General features: G+C 61.4%; 20 protein-coding genes and 3 pseudogenes. 15 read left to right on the top strand and 8 right to left on the bottom strand.

Annotated features, from left to right (window positions below; genetic code table 11):
• Window positions 1–72: 72 nt before the first annotated feature.
• Window positions 73–387: a co-chaperone GroES gene (groES, locus tag PH551_RS20040; RefSeq protein ID WP_085781736.1), complete on the bottom strand. Its 315-nt coding sequence runs from the start codon at window positions 385–387 to the stop codon at window positions 73–75.
• A 347-nt stretch (window positions 388–734) separates the two neighbouring features.
• Here groES and PH551_RS20035 point away from each other — a divergent pair, with 347 nt between their 5' ends.
• From PH551_RS20035 to PH551_RS20015, 5 genes and pseudogenes are all read left to right on the top strand, one after another.
• Window positions 735–1,025, top strand: a complete 291-nt coding sequence (locus PH551_RS20035) for a hypothetical protein (RefSeq protein WP_097600515.1) — start codon at window positions 735–737, stop codon at window positions 1,023–1,025.
• A gap of 107 nt (window positions 1,026–1,132) precedes the next feature.
• Window positions 1,133–1,489: a hypothetical protein gene (locus PH551_RS20030; protein WP_285194580.1), complete on the top strand. Its 357-nt coding sequence runs from the start codon at window positions 1,133–1,135 to the stop codon at window positions 1,487–1,489.
• Between the two features lie 81 nt (window positions 1,490–1,570).
• Window positions 1,571–1,897 carry a DUF2934 domain-containing protein gene (locus PH551_RS20025; RefSeq protein ID WP_285194579.1) on the top strand — a complete coding sequence of 109 codons (327 nt, stop codon included), beginning with the start codon at window positions 1,571–1,573 and terminating at the stop codon, window positions 1,895–1,897.
• 5 nt (window positions 1,898–1,902) lie between these two features.
• Window positions 1,903–2,322: an HD domain-containing protein gene (locus PH551_RS20020; RefSeq protein WP_285194578.1), complete on the top strand. Its 420-nt coding sequence runs from the start codon at window positions 1,903–1,905 to the stop codon at window positions 2,320–2,322.
• A gap of 18 nt (window positions 2,323–2,340) precedes the next feature.
• A pseudogene (locus tag PH551_RS20015) lies at window positions 2,341–2,525 on the top strand (carbohydrate-binding protein); the annotation flags it as partial.
• Here the strand turns inward: PH551_RS20015 and PH551_RS20010 are convergent.
• Both PH551_RS20010 and PH551_RS20005 read right to left on the bottom strand, forming a co-directional pair.
• A complete protein-coding gene (locus PH551_RS20010) occupies window positions 2,520–3,530 on the bottom strand; it encodes a GlxA family transcriptional regulator (protein ID WP_285194577.1) in 1,011 nt (336 codons plus the stop codon). The pseudogene PH551_RS20015 and the gene PH551_RS20010 sit on opposite strands and share 6 nt — an antisense overlap.
• Window positions 3,527–4,093, bottom strand: coding sequence for an isochorismatase family protein (locus PH551_RS20005; protein WP_285194576.1), 567 nt, complete (start codon window positions 4,091–4,093; stop codon window positions 3,527–3,529). Before PH551_RS20005 ends, PH551_RS20010 begins: the two co-directional genes overlap by 4 nt.
• A gap of 206 nt (window positions 4,094–4,299) precedes the next feature.
• On the opposite strand from PH551_RS20005, the gene PH551_RS20000 reads away from it, so the two are divergent.
• Both PH551_RS20000 and PH551_RS19995 read left to right on the top strand, forming a co-directional pair.
• Window positions 4,300–4,968 carry a response regulator gene (locus PH551_RS20000; protein ID WP_285194575.1) on the top strand — a complete coding sequence of 223 codons (669 nt, stop codon included), beginning with the start codon at window positions 4,300–4,302 and terminating at the stop codon, window positions 4,966–4,968.
• Window positions 4,958–6,355 carry a sensor histidine kinase gene (locus PH551_RS19995; RefSeq protein WP_085781727.1) on the top strand — a complete coding sequence of 466 codons (1,398 nt, stop codon included), beginning with the start codon at window positions 4,958–4,960 and terminating at the stop codon, window positions 6,353–6,355. The genes PH551_RS20000 and PH551_RS19995 overlap by 11 nt, the downstream gene beginning before the upstream one ends.
• 76 nt (window positions 6,356–6,431) lie before the next feature.
• On the opposite strand, the gene PH551_RS19990 is transcribed toward PH551_RS19995, so the two are convergent.
• From PH551_RS19990 to PH551_RS19975, 4 genes and pseudogenes are all read right to left on the bottom strand, one after another.
• Window positions 6,432–7,313, bottom strand: a complete 882-nt coding sequence (locus PH551_RS19990) for an ABC transporter permease (RefSeq protein WP_285194574.1) — start codon at window positions 7,311–7,313, stop codon at window positions 6,432–6,434.
• An 11-nt stretch (window positions 7,314–7,324) separates the two neighbouring features.
• Window positions 7,325–8,143, bottom strand: a complete 819-nt coding sequence (locus tag PH551_RS19985) for an ABC transporter ATP-binding protein (RefSeq protein WP_285194573.1) — start codon at window positions 8,141–8,143, stop codon at window positions 7,325–7,327.
• 95 nt (window positions 8,144–8,238) lie between these two features.
• Complete coding sequence (locus tag PH551_RS19980) at window positions 8,239–9,252, bottom strand: ABC transporter substrate-binding protein (RefSeq protein WP_285194572.1); 1,014 nt, start codon at window positions 9,250–9,252, stop codon at window positions 8,239–8,241.
• 256 nt (window positions 9,253–9,508) lie between these two features.
• Window positions 9,509–9,607 (bottom strand): annotated as a pseudogene (locus PH551_RS19975) (GntR family transcriptional regulator); the annotation flags it as partial.
• Window positions 9,608–9,784: 177 nt separating this feature from the next.
• Here PH551_RS19975 and PH551_RS19970 point away from each other — a divergent pair.
• Window positions 9,785–10,045, top strand: coding sequence for a CopG family ribbon-helix-helix protein (locus tag PH551_RS19970; RefSeq protein WP_285194650.1), 261 nt, complete (start codon window positions 9,785–9,787; stop codon window positions 10,043–10,045).
• Window positions 10,045–10,313: pseudogene (locus PH551_RS19965) on the top strand (type II toxin-antitoxin system RelE/ParE family toxin). The gene PH551_RS19970 and the pseudogene PH551_RS19965 overlap by 1 nt, the downstream one beginning before the upstream one ends.
• Before the next feature lie 6 nt (window positions 10,314–10,319).
• Here PH551_RS19965 and PH551_RS19960 read toward each other — a convergent pair.
• A complete protein-coding gene (locus PH551_RS19960) occupies window positions 10,320–11,327 on the bottom strand; it encodes a LacI family DNA-binding transcriptional regulator (RefSeq protein WP_285194571.1) in 1,008 nt (335 codons plus the stop codon).
• A gap of 209 nt (window positions 11,328–11,536) precedes the next feature.
• Here PH551_RS19960 and PH551_RS19955 point away from each other — a divergent pair, with 209 nt between their 5' ends.
• From PH551_RS19955 to PH551_RS19930, 6 genes are all read left to right on the top strand, one after another.
• Window positions 11,537–12,856 carry an alpha-L-fucosidase gene (locus PH551_RS19955; protein ID WP_285194569.1) on the top strand — a complete coding sequence of 440 codons (1,320 nt, stop codon included), beginning with the start codon at window positions 11,537–11,539 and terminating at the stop codon, window positions 12,854–12,856.
• Between the two features lie 49 nt (window positions 12,857–12,905).
• Window positions 12,906–14,129: an ABC transporter substrate-binding protein gene (locus PH551_RS19950; RefSeq protein ID WP_285194567.1), complete on the top strand. Its 1,224-nt coding sequence runs from the start codon at window positions 12,906–12,908 to the stop codon at window positions 14,127–14,129.
• Between the two features lie 52 nt (window positions 14,130–14,181).
• The gene (locus PH551_RS19945; protein ID WP_285194566.1) at window positions 14,182–15,108 is read left to right on the top strand and encodes a carbohydrate ABC transporter permease; all 927 of its coding nucleotides are present in this window, start codon (window positions 14,182–14,184) and stop codon (window positions 15,106–15,108) included.
• Window positions 15,098–15,982, top strand: a complete 885-nt coding sequence (locus PH551_RS19940; protein ID WP_285194565.1) for a carbohydrate ABC transporter permease — start codon at window positions 15,098–15,100, stop codon at window positions 15,980–15,982. Before PH551_RS19945 ends, PH551_RS19940 begins: the two co-directional genes overlap by 11 nt.
• A gap of 169 nt (window positions 15,983–16,151) precedes the next feature.
• Window positions 16,152–17,081, top strand: a complete 930-nt coding sequence (locus PH551_RS19935; RefSeq protein WP_285194564.1) for a substrate-binding domain-containing protein — start codon at window positions 16,152–16,154, stop codon at window positions 17,079–17,081.
• A 16-nt stretch (window positions 17,082–17,097) separates the two neighbouring features.
• Complete coding sequence (locus PH551_RS19930; RefSeq protein ID WP_285194563.1) at window positions 17,098–19,242, top strand: methyl-accepting chemotaxis protein; 2,145 nt, start codon at window positions 17,098–17,100, stop codon at window positions 19,240–19,242.
• Window positions 19,243–19,351 lie beyond the last annotated feature (109 nt).

Genomic DNA, 19,351 nt, shown 5'->3' with positions numbered 1-19,351 from the left:
AAGATCTAAAGCGCGAGGAGCGAATCTCAGAGATCGCACCGGGCTTTAGCATTGATTTTCGACTTGATGGACTCAGGCGGCCTCTTTCCGCTCGCTCTGGGCTTCGATGATACCCATCACGTCGCTTTCCTTCATGATCAGCAGGTCCTCGCCGTCGATCTTGATCTCCGTGCCGGACCATTTGCCGAACAGGATGCGATCGCCGACCTTGACGTCGAGCGCCTGGATCTGGCCGGCATCATTGCGCGCACCGGGGCCGACGGCGATGACCTCGCCTTCCTGCGGCTTTTCCTTGGCGGTGTCGGGAATGATGATGCCGCCCTTGGTCTTTTCTTCGGAATCGACGCGGCGGACGAGAATGCGGTCATGAAGCGGTCGGAACGACATGTCTTCCTCCATAGACAAACAATGACGACGTTGTCGGCTCTGGCCGAACCGGATTAACGAGGTCCGGGTGCAAAGTCGCGCCTTGCGCGAATGATCTGGTTCGAGCGTTTTTCGATTTCAAGAGGAGCAGGAGAAAAATTAGCACTCTCTACCGGCGACTGCTAGCAGCTCTCCCCGGGAACAGAAGGCCCACTCCTGCGTTCGGCATAATGACGATCTCGTCCCCTCGGCTCGAAGGCGAGTTCAAACTGTACATGGCTTGAATCCGGATGTCGGCGTTCCTAGCTCTCAGGCGATCGAGGCTCGAAGAGCTCGATCACCGTCCCACGTCTTTAGGAGTGAGTGACATGGAAGAGAAGACCAATATAATCAAAGACCTCACTATCGAGGAACGCGAGGAGATCTTCGTCGATATCGCTCGCACGCTGGAGGATACGGCGCGCGAGGCGCTTGTCGAAGGCAATACGCACTTTGCCGTACTCTCCAACAACATGGCCGAAGCAATCCGCGTCAATGCCGACGAACTCGCTCGCGACGATCCCGAGAATGCCGAGCGCGTGTTGCTTCAGGCAACGGCCATGATCTCGCAGTTCGAGGCCGTGCACCCTTATCGCATGGTGAGCATGGCCGTTCACTGATTGCCGGCAGCACGGTTCGGCTCGACCGCCCGCCCGAATCAATCGCCAGCATGCGGAACTCTCGCGGCTGGCGGAGGTTATTGGATCGCAGCATCGAAAGGTGATCCATGACCACTTCCCCAACCAACATGTCTCCCGAGAGCGGAACCGACGATGCGCGCTCCTTCGACACGCAGCAAGCCGAGGCCGATCGCCAGGCGGCATTGGAAGCCGCTCGACGCAACGCGCGTTCGACGGTTGATCGCGATAGCGGTACCGAGACACCAAGCCTGAAACTCGCGAAGGAGTATCTCAGCCTCGGCGGGCGCCGCCGGTCCAAAATTGATGACAACATCACCACTGTTCGCCAATGGGAGGAGGATCCCCCGGCGGCCGAAAGCTTCTGGAAAGAGCGGGTGGAGACCCTCCCAAAGGATGAGCGCAAGCAAGTCGAAGATTTTCTTCCCACCATCAACACGCCTTGAAAGACGAAGCTGCGCTGAGAGCCGTCGGGAGCGCCGGAGCCAGACGAAGGCTTCAAGGTCAGGTCGAAACTGGAGAAGATCATGGCCATAGACAAACACGAGCAGATACGGCGGCGCGCCTATGAAATCTGGGAAGCCGAAGGCCGCCCTGAAGGTTCGGACCTGCGTCATTGGATGCAGGCCTGCGACGAGCTGGCTGGCGAAGACGAGCATGAGACGCTGCAAGACCTGCTTGATCAAGACGACAGAGATGATGCGGCCTTGCTTCAGGGAGCCGGGGAAAGCGGTGATCTCGATCCGCCGCGAGCCGGCCTTGCTCAAGTTGCTGGGGCGACGACACCCGATATCGAGATGACAACGGGTGAGAAGCCTTCCCAGCGAAGAATCAGTAGGACCGAAGGGCCGTAACCGCGATGCAGCATCTCGACCATGCCATGCAAATCGCCATAGAGGCGCATGAAGGGCAGGTGGACAAGACCGGCCGGCCATTCTTCGAGCATTGCCAGCGGGTCGCGCTTCTCGTGTCGGGAGAGGAGGCGCGAACGGTCGCCTATCTTCACGACGTCGCCGAGAAAGGCAGCGGCTGGACGCTCGACAGGTTGAGGGAGGAAGGATTCCCGCCGGCAATCATCTCCGCGGTGGATGCCTTGACGCGGCGGCCCGAGGAGACCGATGACGAATTCGTCAGACGCTCCGCATCGAATCCGCTGGCCCTGCCAGTCAAACAGGCCGACCTTGAAGACAATCTGCGACAGGCCGAACAAGCCGGCAAGAAAACCGAAAAATACCAGCGCGGTCTGGATCTCCTGCACGACATCCGGAACGAACGCTAGGTCTGTTGAGCCGGCCCGCAGGGCTTTTCCATCGAACCCGCATCCTCAAACGGGTTGAACTGCACCGCCTGATCAAGGCTGAGGACATCTCGCCCTTTCCGGCGCTGACGCAGATCGAAATCTGGGGCGCTGATGTAACCGGCGCTGCAACCTCCGGCATCGAAGATGAGGACGGGCGCGTGCCCCCTTCTCTTACTCTATGAGCCCACCGCCAGTTTCGTCCGGGCCGCGCTCGGCGGGCTGTCATGCAGGCGGTTCCAGGCGCGACGGAGTTGCCGGGCCGAGCCGAAGCCGGCGCGCATTGCCACGGCCTCCATATCCAGCCTTGAGCCGGCGAGCATCTCCCGGGCGAGTGCTACGCGCATGCGGTTGACGAAATCCGTGACACTCATGCCGGTATGTTCGTTGAACAGCCGTGAGAGGTTTCGCGGGCTGGCGCCGCTGAGGCGCGCGAGCGAGGCTACCGACCAGTCGCGGGAAGGATCGGCGGCGACTGCATCCTGTACACGATGGATGGCCGGGTGGATATGGTTGCGGCCTTCGAGCCAGGGCGAAAGCTGCGGATCCGAGCCGCCGCGCCTGAGATAGACGACGAGATAGCGCGCCACCGCAAGCGCACAGGCATGTCCCGCCGCTTCGGCAACGATATGTAGCATGAGGTCGATGCCGGCGGTGATGCCGGCGCTCGTGAGGCGCTCCCCATCCTCGACGTAGAGCCGATTGTCCCGGATGCGCGCGGTCGGCGCAAGCCTTGTCAAGTCCTCCATGCAGCCGTGATGGGTGGTGCATTCGTGGCCGTCGAGCATTCCGGCCTCGGCGGCGAGCAAGGCGCCCGAGCAGATGGAGGCCAGCCGAACGCCCGGGCGAATGGCCCGCTTCAGCCAGGCGACGATCGCGGCCTGGGAGGCACGCTCCTTTTCGTCCCAGGGACCATTGTTTTCCATCGGCGCGTCGGCGCTGCCGGCGATGACCACAAGCGCACGATCGGGCAATCGCTCCGGCAAGGCGGCGACACCAGTCACCGCAAGGCCGATCGAGCTGCCAACGGTTGCCGACGGACCGACGTAGGTGACGCTGAAACGGACTGCCTTTTGTTCGAGGTTCGCCTTGCGCAGCACTTCGATCGGACCGGCGATGTCGAGCAGCAGCACGCGCGGCGGCACGACTGCGAAGACCGGGATATCGAAGGGCTGCGCTGTATCAGTCATGCCGCGAGTTGCTCTCCGCGCCCCGCCAGCGCCTGTTCGACGGTGGCGATCCGGGCGAAACGGCCCGACAGGACCAGTTCCGTGCGGCCCCGGATTTCCCCGGCGCTCCATGTGCGTCCCGATGCGTCGGTCATCGGGAAGGTCAGGGTCGCGTCGCCGACGTAGTCGACTTGATAACCGAGATCCGAGGCATGACGGGTCGTGGTCTCGCAGCACTGTTCGGTGCGGATGCCGGAGACGATGATGCGGCGAACGCTATTCTCGGTCAGCCACACGTCGAGGCCGGAACCGACGAGTGCACTATGACGGCTCTTCCTGAAGGTGGCGTCGGGAGCGATCCTGAGAGGGGCGAGCGTTCTGACGAAGCCCGAGCCTTCTGAAAACGGCCCGCGTCCATCGATATGAAAGATCTGGATGACGGGTATTCCGCGGGCTTCTGCGCCGTCGATCAGAGCCTGCTGGCGTTCAATATAGGCGGGTGCGAGGCTTTCATCCCAATAATCACGCTGCCGGAAGGACTCCTGGGCGTCGATGACGAGAAGAATGGTATCATAGCCGGACATTTCTTGCTCCTTGGATGTTGATGATGAAGCCATATTCGGCAATCTCAAGCCACAGGAAAATGCCCGCACTGGACAAATTGCGGACAATTCGCGCCAATGGATGCCATGAATGAGATTGACGCCGGAGGGGAAGGCGATATCCGACGCCTGCCGGCCTTGCATGCGCACGCTTCCGCCAAGCCCTGCTCACGTGTTAAGGGGGTTGGATGAGACTGCTTGTGGTGGAGGACAACAAGGATCTGGCGGCCTGGCTGGGCAAAGCCCTGCGGCAGGCGCAGTACACTATCGACCTTGCCTATGACGGCGAGGACGCCCAGCATCTGCTCAAGGTGGCGGAATATTCGGCGATGATTCTCGACCTTTCGCTGCCCAAGCTTGACGGGCTGACGCTTTTGAAGCGGCTGAGACAGTCCGGCAGCAAGCTGCCGGTCATCATCCTGACTGCGAATGCGAGCCTGGACGGCCGTGTGGCCGGGCTCGACAGCGGCGCCGATGACTATCTCGCCAAGCCTTTCGAAATCGCTGAGCTCGAGGCGAGGATCCGTGCCGTGGTGCGCCGCGGCCAGGACCGGGCATCCTCCGAGATCACCGTCGGGAACCTGCGTTTTTCCGGCGGGACGCGGCAGTTCTTCGTCGCAGACGAACCGCTGCAATTGACGCCGCGGGAATATGCCGTACTCGAACAGCTCGTCATGAAGCTCGGCACCACGGTCTCGAAAGCCGCCCTCTCCGAAAGCGTCTTCGGTTTCGAAGACGAGGCCGATCCCAGCGCCATCGAAATCTACGTCCACAGGCTGCGCAAGAAGCTCGAGAACAGTTCGGTTCAGATCGCGACGCTGCGCGGGCTCGGCTATCTCCTCAGACATGTCCAATAGTGTCGTGACAAAGGCCGGCGGAACGATCGTGCGGCTCAGCCAGAGTCTGAGGGTGCAACTGCTCTGTTGGGTCCTGCTGACGCTCTTCGGCGCCATCGCCTTCAATCTCTACGACAGCTTCTGGTCGGCCGACGCGACGGCAAAGCTGGTGACGGATCGAACGCTCCTCGCCTCGGCGCGCGTCATCGCCGAGGCGGTGCGCGTCGACGAGGGCGGCAATGTTCAGGTGGATGTGCCGCCGGCCGCGCTCGAGATGTTCGATACCGGCTTCGGCGACCGTGTCTTTTACAAGGTCATCACCGCCTGGGGCAATCTGGTGAGCGGCTTTCCCGATCTGCCGCTGCCGGCCGTCCAGCGCGCCGGCGAGGATCGCGCCTTCCACGGCGCCGATGTGCGCGTCCTGATGCTCGATCATCCGGTCGTCGGTCTTCCCAACGACGGCACGATCTCGGTGACCGTCGCCGTGACGCATAACAGCCAATATGCGATGCGAAGACAGTTGTGGCTTTCGGATTTTTCGAAGCAGTTCGTGCTCGTCTTTCTCGCAAGCCTGGTGACCATCCTGGGGCTCCAGCGCGGCCTTGCGCCGGCGCTCAGACTGCGGGACGCGGTACGAAAGCGAGGGCGCAACCGTCTCGATCCGCTGCCGCCGGAGATGGTTCAGATCGAACTACGCCCGCTCGTCCATGCACTGAACGATTATATGGAGCGCGTCCAGAGTCAGATGGCCGCACAGCGGCGCTTCGTATCGAACGCGGCGCATCAGTTGAGGACGCCGCTCGCGCTGATTTCGACGCAGGCGAGTGTCGCGTCCCGCGAAGACGATGCAGCCCGCCGCGACGAGGCGCTTGCTGCCCTGCGCACCAGCACGCGGCAGATTTCGCGCCTGGCCAGCCAGCTTCTGACCTTGTCGCGGGCCGAGCCCGGCAGCCGCCGCCCACGCAGCGATGCGACCGATCTCAGCAAGGCTGCCCGGGAGATCCTGGAGACCTATGCCGAAGAGGCGCTCAAGCGCAACATCGATCTCGGTTTGGAGGCGGACCGCCCCGTTATCGTCGAAGGCGACGGGACGATGCTGCGCGAGATGCTGGTCAACCTCATCGACAACGCAATCCGCTATAGCAAAGCCGATGGACGGGTGACCGTCGCCGTCGGTCAGGCGGGCGGCAGTGCCGTCGTCACCGTCGAAGACAACGGGCCGGGTATTCCCCAAGAGGAGCGCGAGCAGGTTTTCGAACGGTTCTACCGGATCATGGGAACGGAAAGTGAAGGAAGCGGTCTGGGCCTTTCGATCGTGCGCGAGGTCGTCGAAGGCGCCGGAGGTTCGGTTTCGCTCGGTGCTGCTGAAGGCGGCGGCCTCGTCGTGACGGTGCGGCTTCGGCTTTAAACAGGCGACACATCAAATGAATAAGGCCGGGCATCGCGCCCGGCCTTCGCTTCGATCTGCCTTGGGAGGAGGCGGATTACTGCGTATCGAGCTGCTGCTGCGGACGCCATTTCGCAAGGCGGTTTTCGATCAGCGTCATGATGTATTCGGCAACAAGGGTGACGACCATGACGAGGAGAATGGCCGCGAACATGCCGGCGGCATCGAAGGTGCCCTTTGCGATCGAGATCAACTGGCCGATGCCGAAGCGGGCGCCGACGAATTCGCCGACGATTGCGCCGATGATCGCAAAGCCGAAGGAGACGTGGAGGCTCGCAAAGATCCAGCTCATCGCCGAGGGAATGACAACCGTGCGCGTCACCTGCCAGTCGGAAGCGCCGAGGATGCGGGCATTGGCAATCATGTTGCGGTCGGCTTCGCGCACGCCTTGGAAGGCGTTAGCGAAGACGACGAAGAACACCATGATGAAGGCGAGCGCCACCTTGGATGGCAGGCCGAGACCCATGATCATGATGAAAATCGGGGCCAGCACCACGCGGGGGATCGAGTTGATCGCCTTGATGTAGACGGAGAAAATGTCGGACAGAAAGCGGTTGCGGCCTAGGCCGATGCCGACGAAAACGCCGGTGATCGAGCCTGCGAAGAAACCGATCAGCGCCTCCTCCATCGTCACCCAGAGATTATACCAGAGCGACCCTTCGGTGGTGCCTTCGGTCGCCCATTCATAGAGACGCTCAAGCACGCCGCTCGGGCTCGAATAGAAAAACGGATCGATCCATTGCATGTTGGAGGAGAGCTCCCACATGCCGATCACGAAGACCAGGATGGCGATCTGCCAGAAGCGTACGAGCGTGTTGCGCCGGCGTATCGCCTTCAGCGCGGAGGCTTCGATCTCGGTATCTGACGTGCCCGGACGAAACAGGGTGGCCGAACCGGCCTCGAAAGTCGTGCTTGCCATGATATCCTCCGTCAGGCCGCTTCGCTTGCGCGGCGGTAGCTGGTCTCGACCTCTTCGCGCAGGTCTTCCCAGATCGTCTTGCAGTAGTCGATGAAGCTCTGCTCGTAGCGGATCTCCGACACCACGCGCGGGCGGGGAAGGTCGATCGGGTAGACCGATTTGACCGTGGCGGGACCGGCGGTGAGCACATAGACCTTGTCGGCAAGCGCCACGGCCTCTTCGAGATCGTGGGTGACGAACACCACCGAGGCTTTGCGCTCCGCCCAGAGCTTCAAAAGTTCTTCGTGCATGACCGTGCGGGTCTGCACGTCGAGCGCCGAAAAGGGCTCGTCCATCAGCAGGATCTCAGGTTCGTTGATGAAGGTCTGTGCCAGCGAGACGCGCTTGCGCATGCCGCCCGAAAGCTGATGGGGATAGTGGTGGAGAAACTTCGACAGGCCGACGCGGGCCAGCCAGTCGCGGGCGCTCTGTTCCGCTTCGGCGCGTGACTTGCCGCGAAACAGCGGGCCGGCCATGACGTTTTCGATCACGTTTTTCCAGGGGAAGAGCGCATCCGTCTGAAACGTGAAGCCGACACGCGGGTCGATGCCGGCAATCGGACCGCCCATCAGCCGCACTTCGCCGGCGCTCGGGCGTGCGAGGCCCGTCACAAGATTGAGCGTCGTCGACTTGCCGCAGCCGGTCGGGCCGACGACGGCGACGAATTCGCCCCGGGCGACCGTCATGTTGAAATCGCGAAGTGCTGTGAGGGATTTGCCGGTCGGCGAGACGAAACGCCGGCTGACATTGATCAGCTCGATCGCCGGGATCTGCTTATTATCCTGTTGCATGATGATACCTGAGGCGTGCTTTGGGCGCATGCACGCAATGCCCATGGACCAATCGGACGCCCGCTTACGGTTGCAGCCGAAAGCGGCGCGACGCGTTACTTGACGTTCTTGACGAATTCCGTCGTGTAGGTCTTGGAAAGGTCGATCTGCTTGCCCTTGACGTTCTTGGAGAACTCCGAGAGCACGGCAAGCACCGTCTTCGGACCATCTTCCGGCATGACACCGTCAGGCGTGAACATGCCCTTGCCCGCGTCGAGAGCCTTGACGTAGCCGTCCTTGTCGCCGACGTAGAAATCCTTCGGCATCTTGTCCGCGATCTCGGCGGCAGAATGCGTGTTGATGTACTTCAGCGTCTTGACAAAGGCATTGGCGAGCTTCTGCGCCTCTTCCTTGTGGGCGTCGACCCAGGAGGCTTCCATATAGAGCGAAGCGGCCGGATAGGTGCCGCCGAGCGCCCGACGGGTCGACTCGACCGTACGCATGTCGACGAGAACGCTCGCTTCGCCTGTCTTGATCAGGCGCGAGATCGTCGGTTCCGTTGTCATGCCGGCCTGGATCTGGTCTTGCTGCATAGCGGCGATAAAGGTGCCGCCGGCGCCGACCGGAACGGTGACGACGTCGCCGGGCTTTAGGTCGGCCTTGGAGGCCATGAAGAGGGTGAGGAAGTTGGTGGAGGAGCCGAGGCCGGTGACGCCGAGGCTTTTGCCCTTGAAGTCCGCCGGCGACTTGATCTCCGGGTGCTTGTTCGAAACCATTTCGACCTCGCCCGGCGCCTGGCTGAACTGGACGATGGATTCGACGAACTTGCCCTTGGCCTGGAGGTCAACACAGTGGTCATAGAAGCCGACGACACCCTGGACGGCGCCGGCCAGCAGCTGGTTTTCCGCATCGACGCCAGCTGCTTCGTTCAGCAGTTCGACGTCTAGACCCTCATCCTTGAAGTATCCGAGGGATTCGGCGAGCTTGGCGGGCAGATAGATCTGTTTCTCATAGCCGCCGACCATGATGGTGATCTTGTCGGCGGCGCTGGCGGCGCTCGCCGTGAATGATGCTGCAGTAAGAAGCGCGGAAAAAGCGACGGTGTGAAAAAGGTTGCGTGAAGAACGCATGGAAATCTCCTCCTGATGGTTTACCCGCATCGTCGTCTCGTCACCTTGACCGTGTCTCCTCCACGATGCAGCCCTTTCCTAAGACGTCGAAGCTTTCAACTAGCTTTCAGCCGCAGTCCAAACATCACGCCGATGCGGGTGCGCATGGGTTTTACAATAAACGCGGCTGTGAAACGGATCAGCAGATTTGCGCGCAGCGGCTGGGATGGCGATTGGTTTGGAGATGTCAGAACAGTTGCAGCTTTTTGCGCCGGCCTTAGCTGGTAAAGCTTCGCAGATCCTTGAGCAGGTTGCGATATCTTGCTTGGCTGCCGACCAGATGCTCGCGCATGGCATTGCGGGCGGCCTGATCGTCCAGCCGTTTTTCCTCCTCGACTGCTTTGGGCAATGAAAATTCGGCATTGTATTTCTGACAACCTCAACGTTGCGTCAGCCTGCCGGCAAGCCTCAGTCGGACGTCATGATCTATAGTTTTGGATGAAATCAAAATTGATCGCTATGATTATAGATGGTTGATGATGAGGAGTTTTCGATGGAGACCAAAGTTCTGACGGCCCATGTTCCATTGGCGCTTGCGCAGAAGGTCGATCAGCTCGCATCTCGGCTCGAACGTTCGCGGGGCTGGATCGTCAAGCAGGCCCTGACTGCATGGATTGACCAGGAAGAGGAGCGCCGGCGTTTGACGCTTGAGGCGTTGGCCGACGTGGATAGCGGCAACGTTGTCGATCACCAGTCTCTTCAAGCCTGGGCCAATAGTCTCGATGGCGACGCGCCGATTTCGTTGTCCCGTTGATGGAAGTCAAGTGGACGAGCAAAGCGGTCTCGGACATTGCCCGCTTGTACGACTTTCTCTCCCCCCGTCGACCGCGGCCCGAACTGTGCAAGCACTGACGGCAGCCCCCGCACGAATGCTCGAACAGCCGCGTCTTGGTGAACGGCTTTAGGAGTTAGATCCTCGTGAGGTCCGCCGCATTCTCGTTGGCCGTTATGAGCTACCCTATGAAATCCAGCAGTCGACGATCTACGTATTGCGGCTTTGGCATACGCGTGAGGATCGGTAGAAGCCCTTACAGCCGCCTTGTCGACTCCCCGCGCACGAATCTCGGCGTCAGGATGAAATCCTGCGGCGGCTCGGCGGCGGCTTCGGGGCTTGCGATCCTGGCCAGCAGGCGCTGTGCCGCCAATTGGCCGAGCTTCTGAGCATCCTGCACGACCATGGTGATGCGGGGCGTGATGACGTTGCTCCAAGGCACGTCGTCGACCATTGCCAGCGAGACGTCGTCGGGGCAGCGAAAGCCCATTTCCTGCATCACCTGCAGGGTTGCCAGCCCCGTCATGTTGTTGGCGCCGATAATGGCGGTCGGCCGGTCGCGGCGGGTGAGCAGGCGCATCGCCTGCGTATGGCCGCCGCTCCTGGTATAGCCGCCCTCGACCACGAGCGACGGGTCGACGTCGACGCCGGCGCCGGCCATCGTGTCCACGAAGCCCTTCAGGCGCTCGTCGGCGGTGTGCAGGCCGCTCGGGCCGGAGATGAAGGCAATGCGCCGATGGCCGAGTTGCAGCAGGTGCTCGGTCAGGATCGTCGTCGTCAGCGGATTGTCGGAGCCGACGAAGTCGCGCTCGGCGCCCTCCACCTTCTGGTCGAACATCACGATCGGCGTCTTGAAGTCGCGCAGGAAGGTCGCGTATTCCTCGCCGCGTCCGTTTGCCGCCAAGGCGATGCCTGCGATCTTCTGCGCCTGCAGCCGCTCCAAGAGCGCCCGTTCGAGATCGGCCCGGCCGGAGGAATCGGCGATCAGCACGAAATATCCGTGGTCGAGCGCCTGATGTTCGATCTCGCGGCGGATGTCGCCGAAGAACATGTTGCTGAGATTGGCCGACACGAAACCAATGAGCGAGCTGCGCCCCCGCGCCAGCGTCTGGGCCACGGGGTCGATGCGGTAGCCAGTCGAGGTTATCGCCTGCTGGATGCGGTCGAGCGTCTCGGCTCCGACCCGCCTCGGGCTGTTGAGCGCGAGCGAGACGGTCGAGATCGAAACCCCCGCCAGGCGCGCGACATCTCGTATGGTCGTCATTTGTGTCGAACCGGTTCTACAGCTTTCTTTTGTCAGATTTTATTCGTCTATGCAACAGAACACGGCTAAATGCATGTTCTGACGGGCAAATTCCTAAGGGATTTACGAGTTGTGAATTCTAGCTTGACAGAGGCTGGATCAAGGAGGATGTTCACTCACCGAACCGGTTCGACATGAAGTTGAGCCGGAAAAACAGGGAGGAGAATCCTGTGACGAGTTCGGAGCGCCAGCCGGAAAATTCGATGCCGGGAGCGGGTAAGCATGCCTGGTTCAGTCATGACCGCCTCGGCATGTTCATCCATTGGGGGCTTTATGCTCTTGGAGCGCGGCATGAGTGGTTGAAAAACCGCGAAGAGCTCACCGACGATCACTACCAACGCTATTTCGACAATTTCGATCCCGATCTTTACGATCCCAAGGAGTGGGCGCGCCGCGCGCGTCTCGCTGGGATGAAATATGTCGTGGTGACGACCAAGCATCACGAGGGTTTCTGCCTGTGGGACAGCAAGGTCACCGACTACAAGGCGCCGAACACGCCCTGCGGCAGGGATCTGCTGACGCCGCTCGTCGAGGCCTTCCGCGCAGAAGGATTGAAGATCGGCTTCTACTATTCGCTGCTCGACTGGCACCATCCGGATTTTCCAATCGACGTCCACCACCCCTTGCGCAATCATCCGCAAGCCGAGTCGCTGAATGCCGGCCGCAACATCGCCAATTACGCTGCCTATATGCGCGAGCAGGTGCGCGAGCTTCTGACCGACTTCGGCCGCGTCGACATCATCTGGTTCGATTTCAGCTATCCCCGCCGCGAGTATCGCGGCTTGCCCGGCAAGGGGCGCGCCGACTGGGAGAGCGAGAAGTTGCTGGAGCTGGTGCGCGAGCTGCAGCCGGAAATCATCGTCAACAACCGTCTTGATCTGCCACCGGGCAAGCTGCCCGACATCACAACGCCGGAACAATACACGCCGCGCGTGGCGCCTGCCATCGCCAGCCAGGGAGTGCTCTGGGAAGCTTGCCACACCTTCAGCGGTTCCTGGGGCTATCATCGCGACGAGGACAGCTGGAAGAGCTCGGAACAGATCATCCAGTTGCTGATCGATTCCGTTGCGCTCGGTGGCAACCTGCTGATGAATGTCGGCCCGACCGGCCGCGGCACCTTCGATGCCCGTGCCATCGCCGCGCTCGAGGTTTACCAGAACTGGATGGAGGTCAACGCACGTTCGATCTACGGCGCCGGTCCGTCCACATTTCCAGTGCCGGCCGGCTGCCGCTACACGCAGCGCGGCAACCGCCTCTATCTGCATGTCTATAACTGGCCTTATCGCCACATCCATATCGAAGGCCTCGCCGACAGGATCGCCTATGCGCAGTTCCTGCACGACGCCAGCGAGGTGCGCTGGCTCAGCCAGACGAAGGAAGTGGATTCCAATATCGGCGTGATGGTGCCGGAGGGCATGATCACACTCGAACTGCCGGTCCGGCGACCTGACGTTACCGTCCCGGTGATCGAGATCATCCTCAAGGCGTGAACTCGGTCGCATTCGCGTGTTCATTGCGTCATGGAGGGAGGAGAAACCCATGAAGGTTCTGAAGAAAACGCTTTTGCTTGCCGCAATCGGCGGCAGCCTCTTTGCTACAGCAGCATCGGCCGAGCAGATCAACCTGACCTGGCAGATGTGGAGCGGTTCCGATGCCGACACCAAGGGCTGGCAGCACCTGGCCGAAATGGTGACCGCCAAATATCCCGATATCAAGGTAACGCTGACGACGACCGGCTGGGTCGACTACTGGACCAGGCTGCCGGTGCTGGCTGCATCCGGTCAGCTCGCCGACATCGTTTCCATGCAGTCGCTGCGCATGCCGAATTTCTATTCGCTGCTCGAACCTTTGAACGACCGGATCGCGGCCGACAAGTTCGATGTCGGCGCCTTCACGACCTCTATCATCGGCGGCATGTCCGTCGACAAGCAGCTCTACGGCCTGCCCTATGACGTCGGTCCATGGGTCATCTACTATAACCAGGATGCGCTGGAAGCCGCCGGCGTTCCGCTGCCGAAGCCGGGCTGGACACTCGCCGAATTCACCGACGCCGCAAAGAAACTCACCAAGGACGGCAAATACGGTTTCGGCATCACGCCCCAGAACTATTCGGTCCTCGCCTCGGCCTGGGGCGACAAATATGTCAATGATTCAGGAGAGCTCGACCTTACCAATCAGAGCGCCATCGCCGCTGCCGACAGGGTGATCGGCTTTGCCGCAAAGGACAAGATCGCGCCGCTGGTGCCATCGAGCGCCGATGCCGGCACGGTCATCCAGGGCCGGTTCAATTCGGGCAATGTCGCCATGTATATCGATGGTCCCTGGTCGATCATCGGCATGAAGGACAAAGCCAAGTTCAAGATCGGCCTCACCACCCTGCCGCGCGAGAATGACAAGGACCTTGCCGCCGTCACGGCCGGCTCCGGTTTCGGCATTGCCACGACGAGCAAGAACAAGGATGCGGCCTGGAAGGCGATCCAGGTGCTGACCAGTCCCGAGGCGCTGCAATATCTCGCCGAACAGGGCCGCGCGCTCCCGGCCCGCAGGGCGTCGCAATCCTCCTGGTATAAGGTGGCGGCCAAGGACATCACCAATGGCGGCGAGGCGCTCGATTATTCGCTGGCCCATTCGGTGCCCTATGCGATCACCAACAATTGGGCGGCGGTGGAAAACCTGTTCAACCAGTATTTTCCGCCCGCCTTTGGCGGCAGCGCCGACGCCAAGCAGACGATGGAAACCATCCAGAGCCTTGCGCAGCAATAGAGCGTGTCGCGCTAGAGCTCGGCGGCGGGAGCTGCCGCGCATGGAGGAAAAGATGTCGGAAAGCGCCGTTGCCGAAATCGGCCTGCGACCCGCTCAGCCCAGGCGCTTCCTGAAGCCCGAGACGCAGACGGCCATGCTGTTCCTGCTGCCGAGTTTCCTTGGCTTCATGATCTTCATGGCGCTGCCGATCCTGGCGTCGCTGGCGCTGTCCTTCACCAACTGGCAGCTGCTGACGACGCCGTCCTTCGTCGGCTTTCAGAACTATATCAAGCTCTTCACCGTCGATCCCGCCTTCTACACGATATTGGGCAATACGCTGTTCTTCGCCGTCGAATATCTGGCCCTGAATATCATCGTGTCGCTGACGCTGGCGGTCTGGATATCGAGCCTCAAGCGCGGCAAGGCGATCTTCCGGGTGATCTTCTTCCTGCCGACCTTTACCCCGACGATCGCAGCCTCCGTGGTGTGGCTGCTGATCTTTACGCCGGACGGGCTCGCCGACAGCGTCATCCGGTGGCTCGGCCTCGGCCTGCCGAATTTTCTGCTGAGTTCCAGCTGGGCGATGCAGGCGGTCGTGCTCGTCACGCTCTGGGCCAATGTCGGCTACAACGTGGTGATGTTCAACGCTGCGCTCGACCTGGTGCCGAAACACTATCTCGAAGCGGCGATGATCGACGGGGCGGGTCCGTGGCGGCGCTTCTGGCGCATCCGCCTGCCGCTCATCTCGCCGACGGTGTTCTTCGCCACCGTCATGACGGCCATTACATCGCTCCAGGTCTTCGACGAGATTTTCGCCATGACGCGCGGCGGCCCGGGCTCGGCGACGGCGACCCTCGGCTTCGCCATCTACCAGAAGGGCTTCACCAATTTCCAGATGGGTTATGCCTCGGCGCTTGCCTGGGTGATGTTCGTCATGATCATGGGCCTCACCATCCTGCAGTTCCACATGCAGCGCAAATGGGTGCATTATGACGACTGAAGCGACCTCACGGCATCCGCATTCCCAATCCCAGAGCCGGCATCGCATCCTGCGGCGGATCGGCACCTTCATCAGCTATGCAGGCCTGTCGCTGATCGCGCTGCTCTTCCTCTTCCCCTTCTTCTGGATGGTATCGAACGCGGTGCGCTCCAATACCGAGGTGCTGGCCGTGCCGGTCCGCATCCTGCCGGAGGAATATCAGTGGGGCAATTTCGTCGAGGCGCTGGTTTCGCTGCCCTTCGGCACGTTCCTGATGAATTCCTTCATTGTCGCCTGCGGCGTGAGCGCGATCGTACTCGTGGTTTCCTGCCTTTCCGCCTATGCGTTTGCACGCTTGCGGTTCCCCGGACGGGAAGTGCTGCTGCTCACCTATCTCAGCACTCTGATGATCCCGCAGGTGATGCTGGTCATCCCGCTCTTTCTCGTCGTCAGCAAGCTCGGCTGGATCAACACCTATCACGGCATGATTCTGCCGGTCGCCTTCTCGTCTTTCGGCACCTTCCTGCTGCGGCAGTTCATCCTCGGCATTCCCAAGGATCTCGACGAGGCGGCGATGATGGACGGGGCGTCGCGCCTGCGCATCCTGATCACGGTCATCGTGCCGCTCGCCATGCCGGCGATCGGCCTGCTCTCGCTCTTCACCTTCATCGCGCAGTGGAAGAGCTTCCTTTGGCCGCTGATCGCCACCAGCGGCCTCGACAAGGCAACGCTGCCGCTCGGGCTCACTCTGTTCCAGACGCAGCAGGGCACCTCCTGGAACTACATCATGGCCGGCGCGACGATATCCATGGTTCCGGGCGTCGTTCTCGCGATCGTGCTGCAGAGGGTGATCTACAGGGGCATCACCGTCGGCTCCGGCTTCGGCGGGCGCTGAAGTGAAAACAATGACTTGATGCCGTCGCATCAAGTTCGGCTTGATCCGCCCAAGTCCAGCCGCTTGGCGACTTAAGATCGTGCGTTAATTTCTCGCTTCGGGGCGAAAAGTAAAATTTAACCAAGATTTGAAATAACGCATTCCAAATCCGGATTGCGCAGGGGAATTCATGAAGACGGCTACGCTTGCATCCATCGCCCTGGCGATGTCGGTCACTGTTGCGAATGCGCAGACGATCGGCGTTTCGATGTCCGATCTCGACAAATTCAGGACGGCGCTTCTCAACGGCGTCGTCAATCACGGCGAGACGATCTCCGGCCTCAAGCTCGTCACCGAAAACGCCAAGGGTGATAACGAGCTGCAGAAGAAGCAGGTCCAGAAGCTCATTGCCGACAAGGTCGATGCGATCATCCTGGCCGTTTCCGACGGCGACCTCGGGCCGCAGATGACCAAGATGGCGGCAGATGCCGGCATCCCGCTTGTCTACATCAACAACGTCCCCTCCAACCTGCTCGATCTCCCCGAAAATCAGGTGGTGGTCGCCTCCAATGAGAAGGAATCCGGCACGCTGGAGACGAAGCAGGTCTGCACGCTTCTGAAGGGCAAGGGCCGCGTCGTCGTGCTGATGGGCGAGCCCTTCCACGCAGCCGCCCGCGCCCGCACCCAGGACATATCGGACGTCATCGCAACGCCTGAGTGCAAGGGTCTTGAGATCGTCGAGCGGCAGGCGGCCTATTGGTCGCGCGATTATGCCGACCAGCAGATGCAGGAATGGCTTTCGGCGGGCGTCAAGTTCGACGCCGTGATCGCCAACAATGACGAGATGGCGCTCGGCGCGATCCGCGCCATGAAGAAGGCCGGCATGCCGATGAAGGATGTCGTTGTCGCCGGCGTCGACGCGACCGACGATGCGCTAGCCGCGATGGTGGCCGGCGATCTCGACGTGACCATTCTCCAGAGCGCTGTCGGACAAGGTGCCGCGGCGGTCGACGCCGCCGTGAAGCTCGTCAACAAGGAGAAGGTGCCGCGCGAAAACAACGTTCCCTTCGAACTCGTCACACCTGAGAACATCTCCACATACCTGCCGAAGAGCCAGTGAGCATAAGAGGCCTATAATGTTGCATTTCTGGAATAAATTCGGCATCCGAGCGCAGATCGCTTCCGGCTTCGTGCCGTTGATCCTTCTGATGAGCCTGCTCACCGTCAGCGCGATCTCCGGCATGAACGGGCTTGCCGCCATCTTCGCCTCCTATCGCGCCACGGCAGGCCAGAGCCTCGCCATCTCGGACTACAGCGACCAGCTGCACGAGATCCAGATGTCGGCCGAAGCCTTCCGCTCGACGCCGACGCAGGCTGTTGTCGACAGTTTCCGTGCCGGCGTGAAGGCTTTCGAGGCGGACGATCCGCGTTTTGTCGGCAATAAGGAGCTGCAGTCCGGCCTTGCGATGATCCGCCAGGATATCGCTGCCTACGGCAAGGCCTTCGAACAGATCGTCACCCTTCAGGCCCGGCGCGACCTGCTGATCTCAAAGGTCACCGAATTCGGCCCTTGGACCAGCATCGCGCTCAACGACGTCATGCGCAGCGCCTGGCGCCAGAACGATGTCGCCCTGCTGCACATGACGGCAGAAACGCTGGAAGCCCTGAACCGCAGCCTCTATTTCTCCGAGCGCTTCGTGCATTCGGACGATTTTGCCGCCTATGACACGGCGCAGGCAGCGCTTGTCCAGGCGGTGGCGCTGAATGACGCCGCCGCCAAGGCTGCCAAGAACGAGCTGCAGAAGAAGCGTTTGATGGGCGCCGGCCAGCTCATGCAGAATTACACCGCGCGCCTCGGCGACATGAAGGAGGTGCTGCAGACCTCCGGCAATACCCGCCAGACGCAGCTCAACGTTTTGGCGCCGAAGATCGCAGGCGAGTTCAAGGACCTGCAGGCGACCGTGACAGGCGCGCAGAAGAACCTGGATGGCTCGGTCGAAGCAACGGTTGCCTCGGCCACCAGCACGACGCTTGTCATCAGCGGCCTGTTGATCGTCATCGGCCTCGTGCTTTCCTATTTCGTCGGTCGCCTGATTTCCTCAGCGGTGCGCGGCATCGCACAGTCCATGGAACAGCTTGCCCGCGGCGACGATGCCATCGTGATCACGGGCGTCGAGCACCGGCACGAACTCGGCGCCATGGCGCGTTCGCTGAAGGTGTTCCAGGAGACCGGCCGCGCCAAGCTGATCGCCGAAGCCAATGCCGAGCGAGCGCGTCTGGCGGCCGAAGAAGAGCGGCTGCGCCAGGAAGCCGAGCGTCTCAGCGATGCGCAGGTGATGGAACATGCCTTCCACCAGATTTCGATTGGGCTTGATGCGCTCTCGAAGGGGGATCTCTCGGTCCGCGTCGGTGAAGTCGACCATCGCTATGTCCGAATCCGTGATCACTTCAACAGCTCGGTCGCGAGCCTTGAAGAAGCGGTCGACTCGGTCATCCGCGCGGTCACCACCATCCGCTCCGGCCTTGCCGAAATCTCCACCGCTTCCAACGATCTTGCCCGCCGCACAGAGCAGCAGGCGGCTTCGCTGGAGGAAACCGTTGCAGCGCTCGGCGACGTCACCCGCGGCGTCAACGGAACGGCCGAGGGCGCCAGCCGCGCCCAGGCGGTAGTGGCAACCGCCCGCACCAACGCTGAAAAGGGCGGCGAGATCGTCTCCCGCGCCATCGCTGCGATGACGGAAATCCAGAATTCGTCGTCGAAGATCGGCAACATCATCAGCGTCATCGATGAGATCGCCTTCCAGACCAACCTGCTGGCGCTGAATGCCGGCGTCGAGGCTGCGCGAGCCGGTGAAGCGGGCAAAGGCTTTGCCGTCGTCGCTCAGGAAGTGCGCGAGCTCGCGCAGCGTTCGGCCAATGCGGCAAGGGAGATCAAGGAACTGATCTCCACCTCGTCGATGCAGGTCAAGACAGGCGTCGATCTCGTCGGCGAATCCGGCGTCTCGCTCGAACAGATCGTCGAGCAGGTGACCGCGATGAATGCGACCGTCGCTGAGATCGCGGTGGCCGCCCGCGAGCAGGCCACCAGCCTGCGCGAGGTTTCGGCCGCCGGCGACCAGATGGACAAGGTCACGCAGCAGAACGCCGCGATGGTCGAAGAGACCACGGCCGCGGCCCAGAGCCTGACGCAGGAAACCGAGAGCCTTGCCGAATTGCTGCGGCGGTTCAGGACGCGCGGCGGCCGGGCGACAGAGCATCGGCACTACGCAATGGCGTCCTGACCGTCCGTCTGCACGAACGCTTGACCTTTCCCGCCGGAGCAAACCGGCGGGAAAGGGTGAAGTTCATGGAAAGGCGAAAACTCAAGCTGACTTAAGGTCATGATCGTGA

This window comes from Rhizobium atlanticum, assembly GCF_030182485.1.
GTDB lineage: Bacteria > Pseudomonadota > Alphaproteobacteria > Rhizobiales > Rhizobiaceae > Rhizobium.
This window is presented reverse-complemented; position numbering and strand designations above follow the sequence as displayed.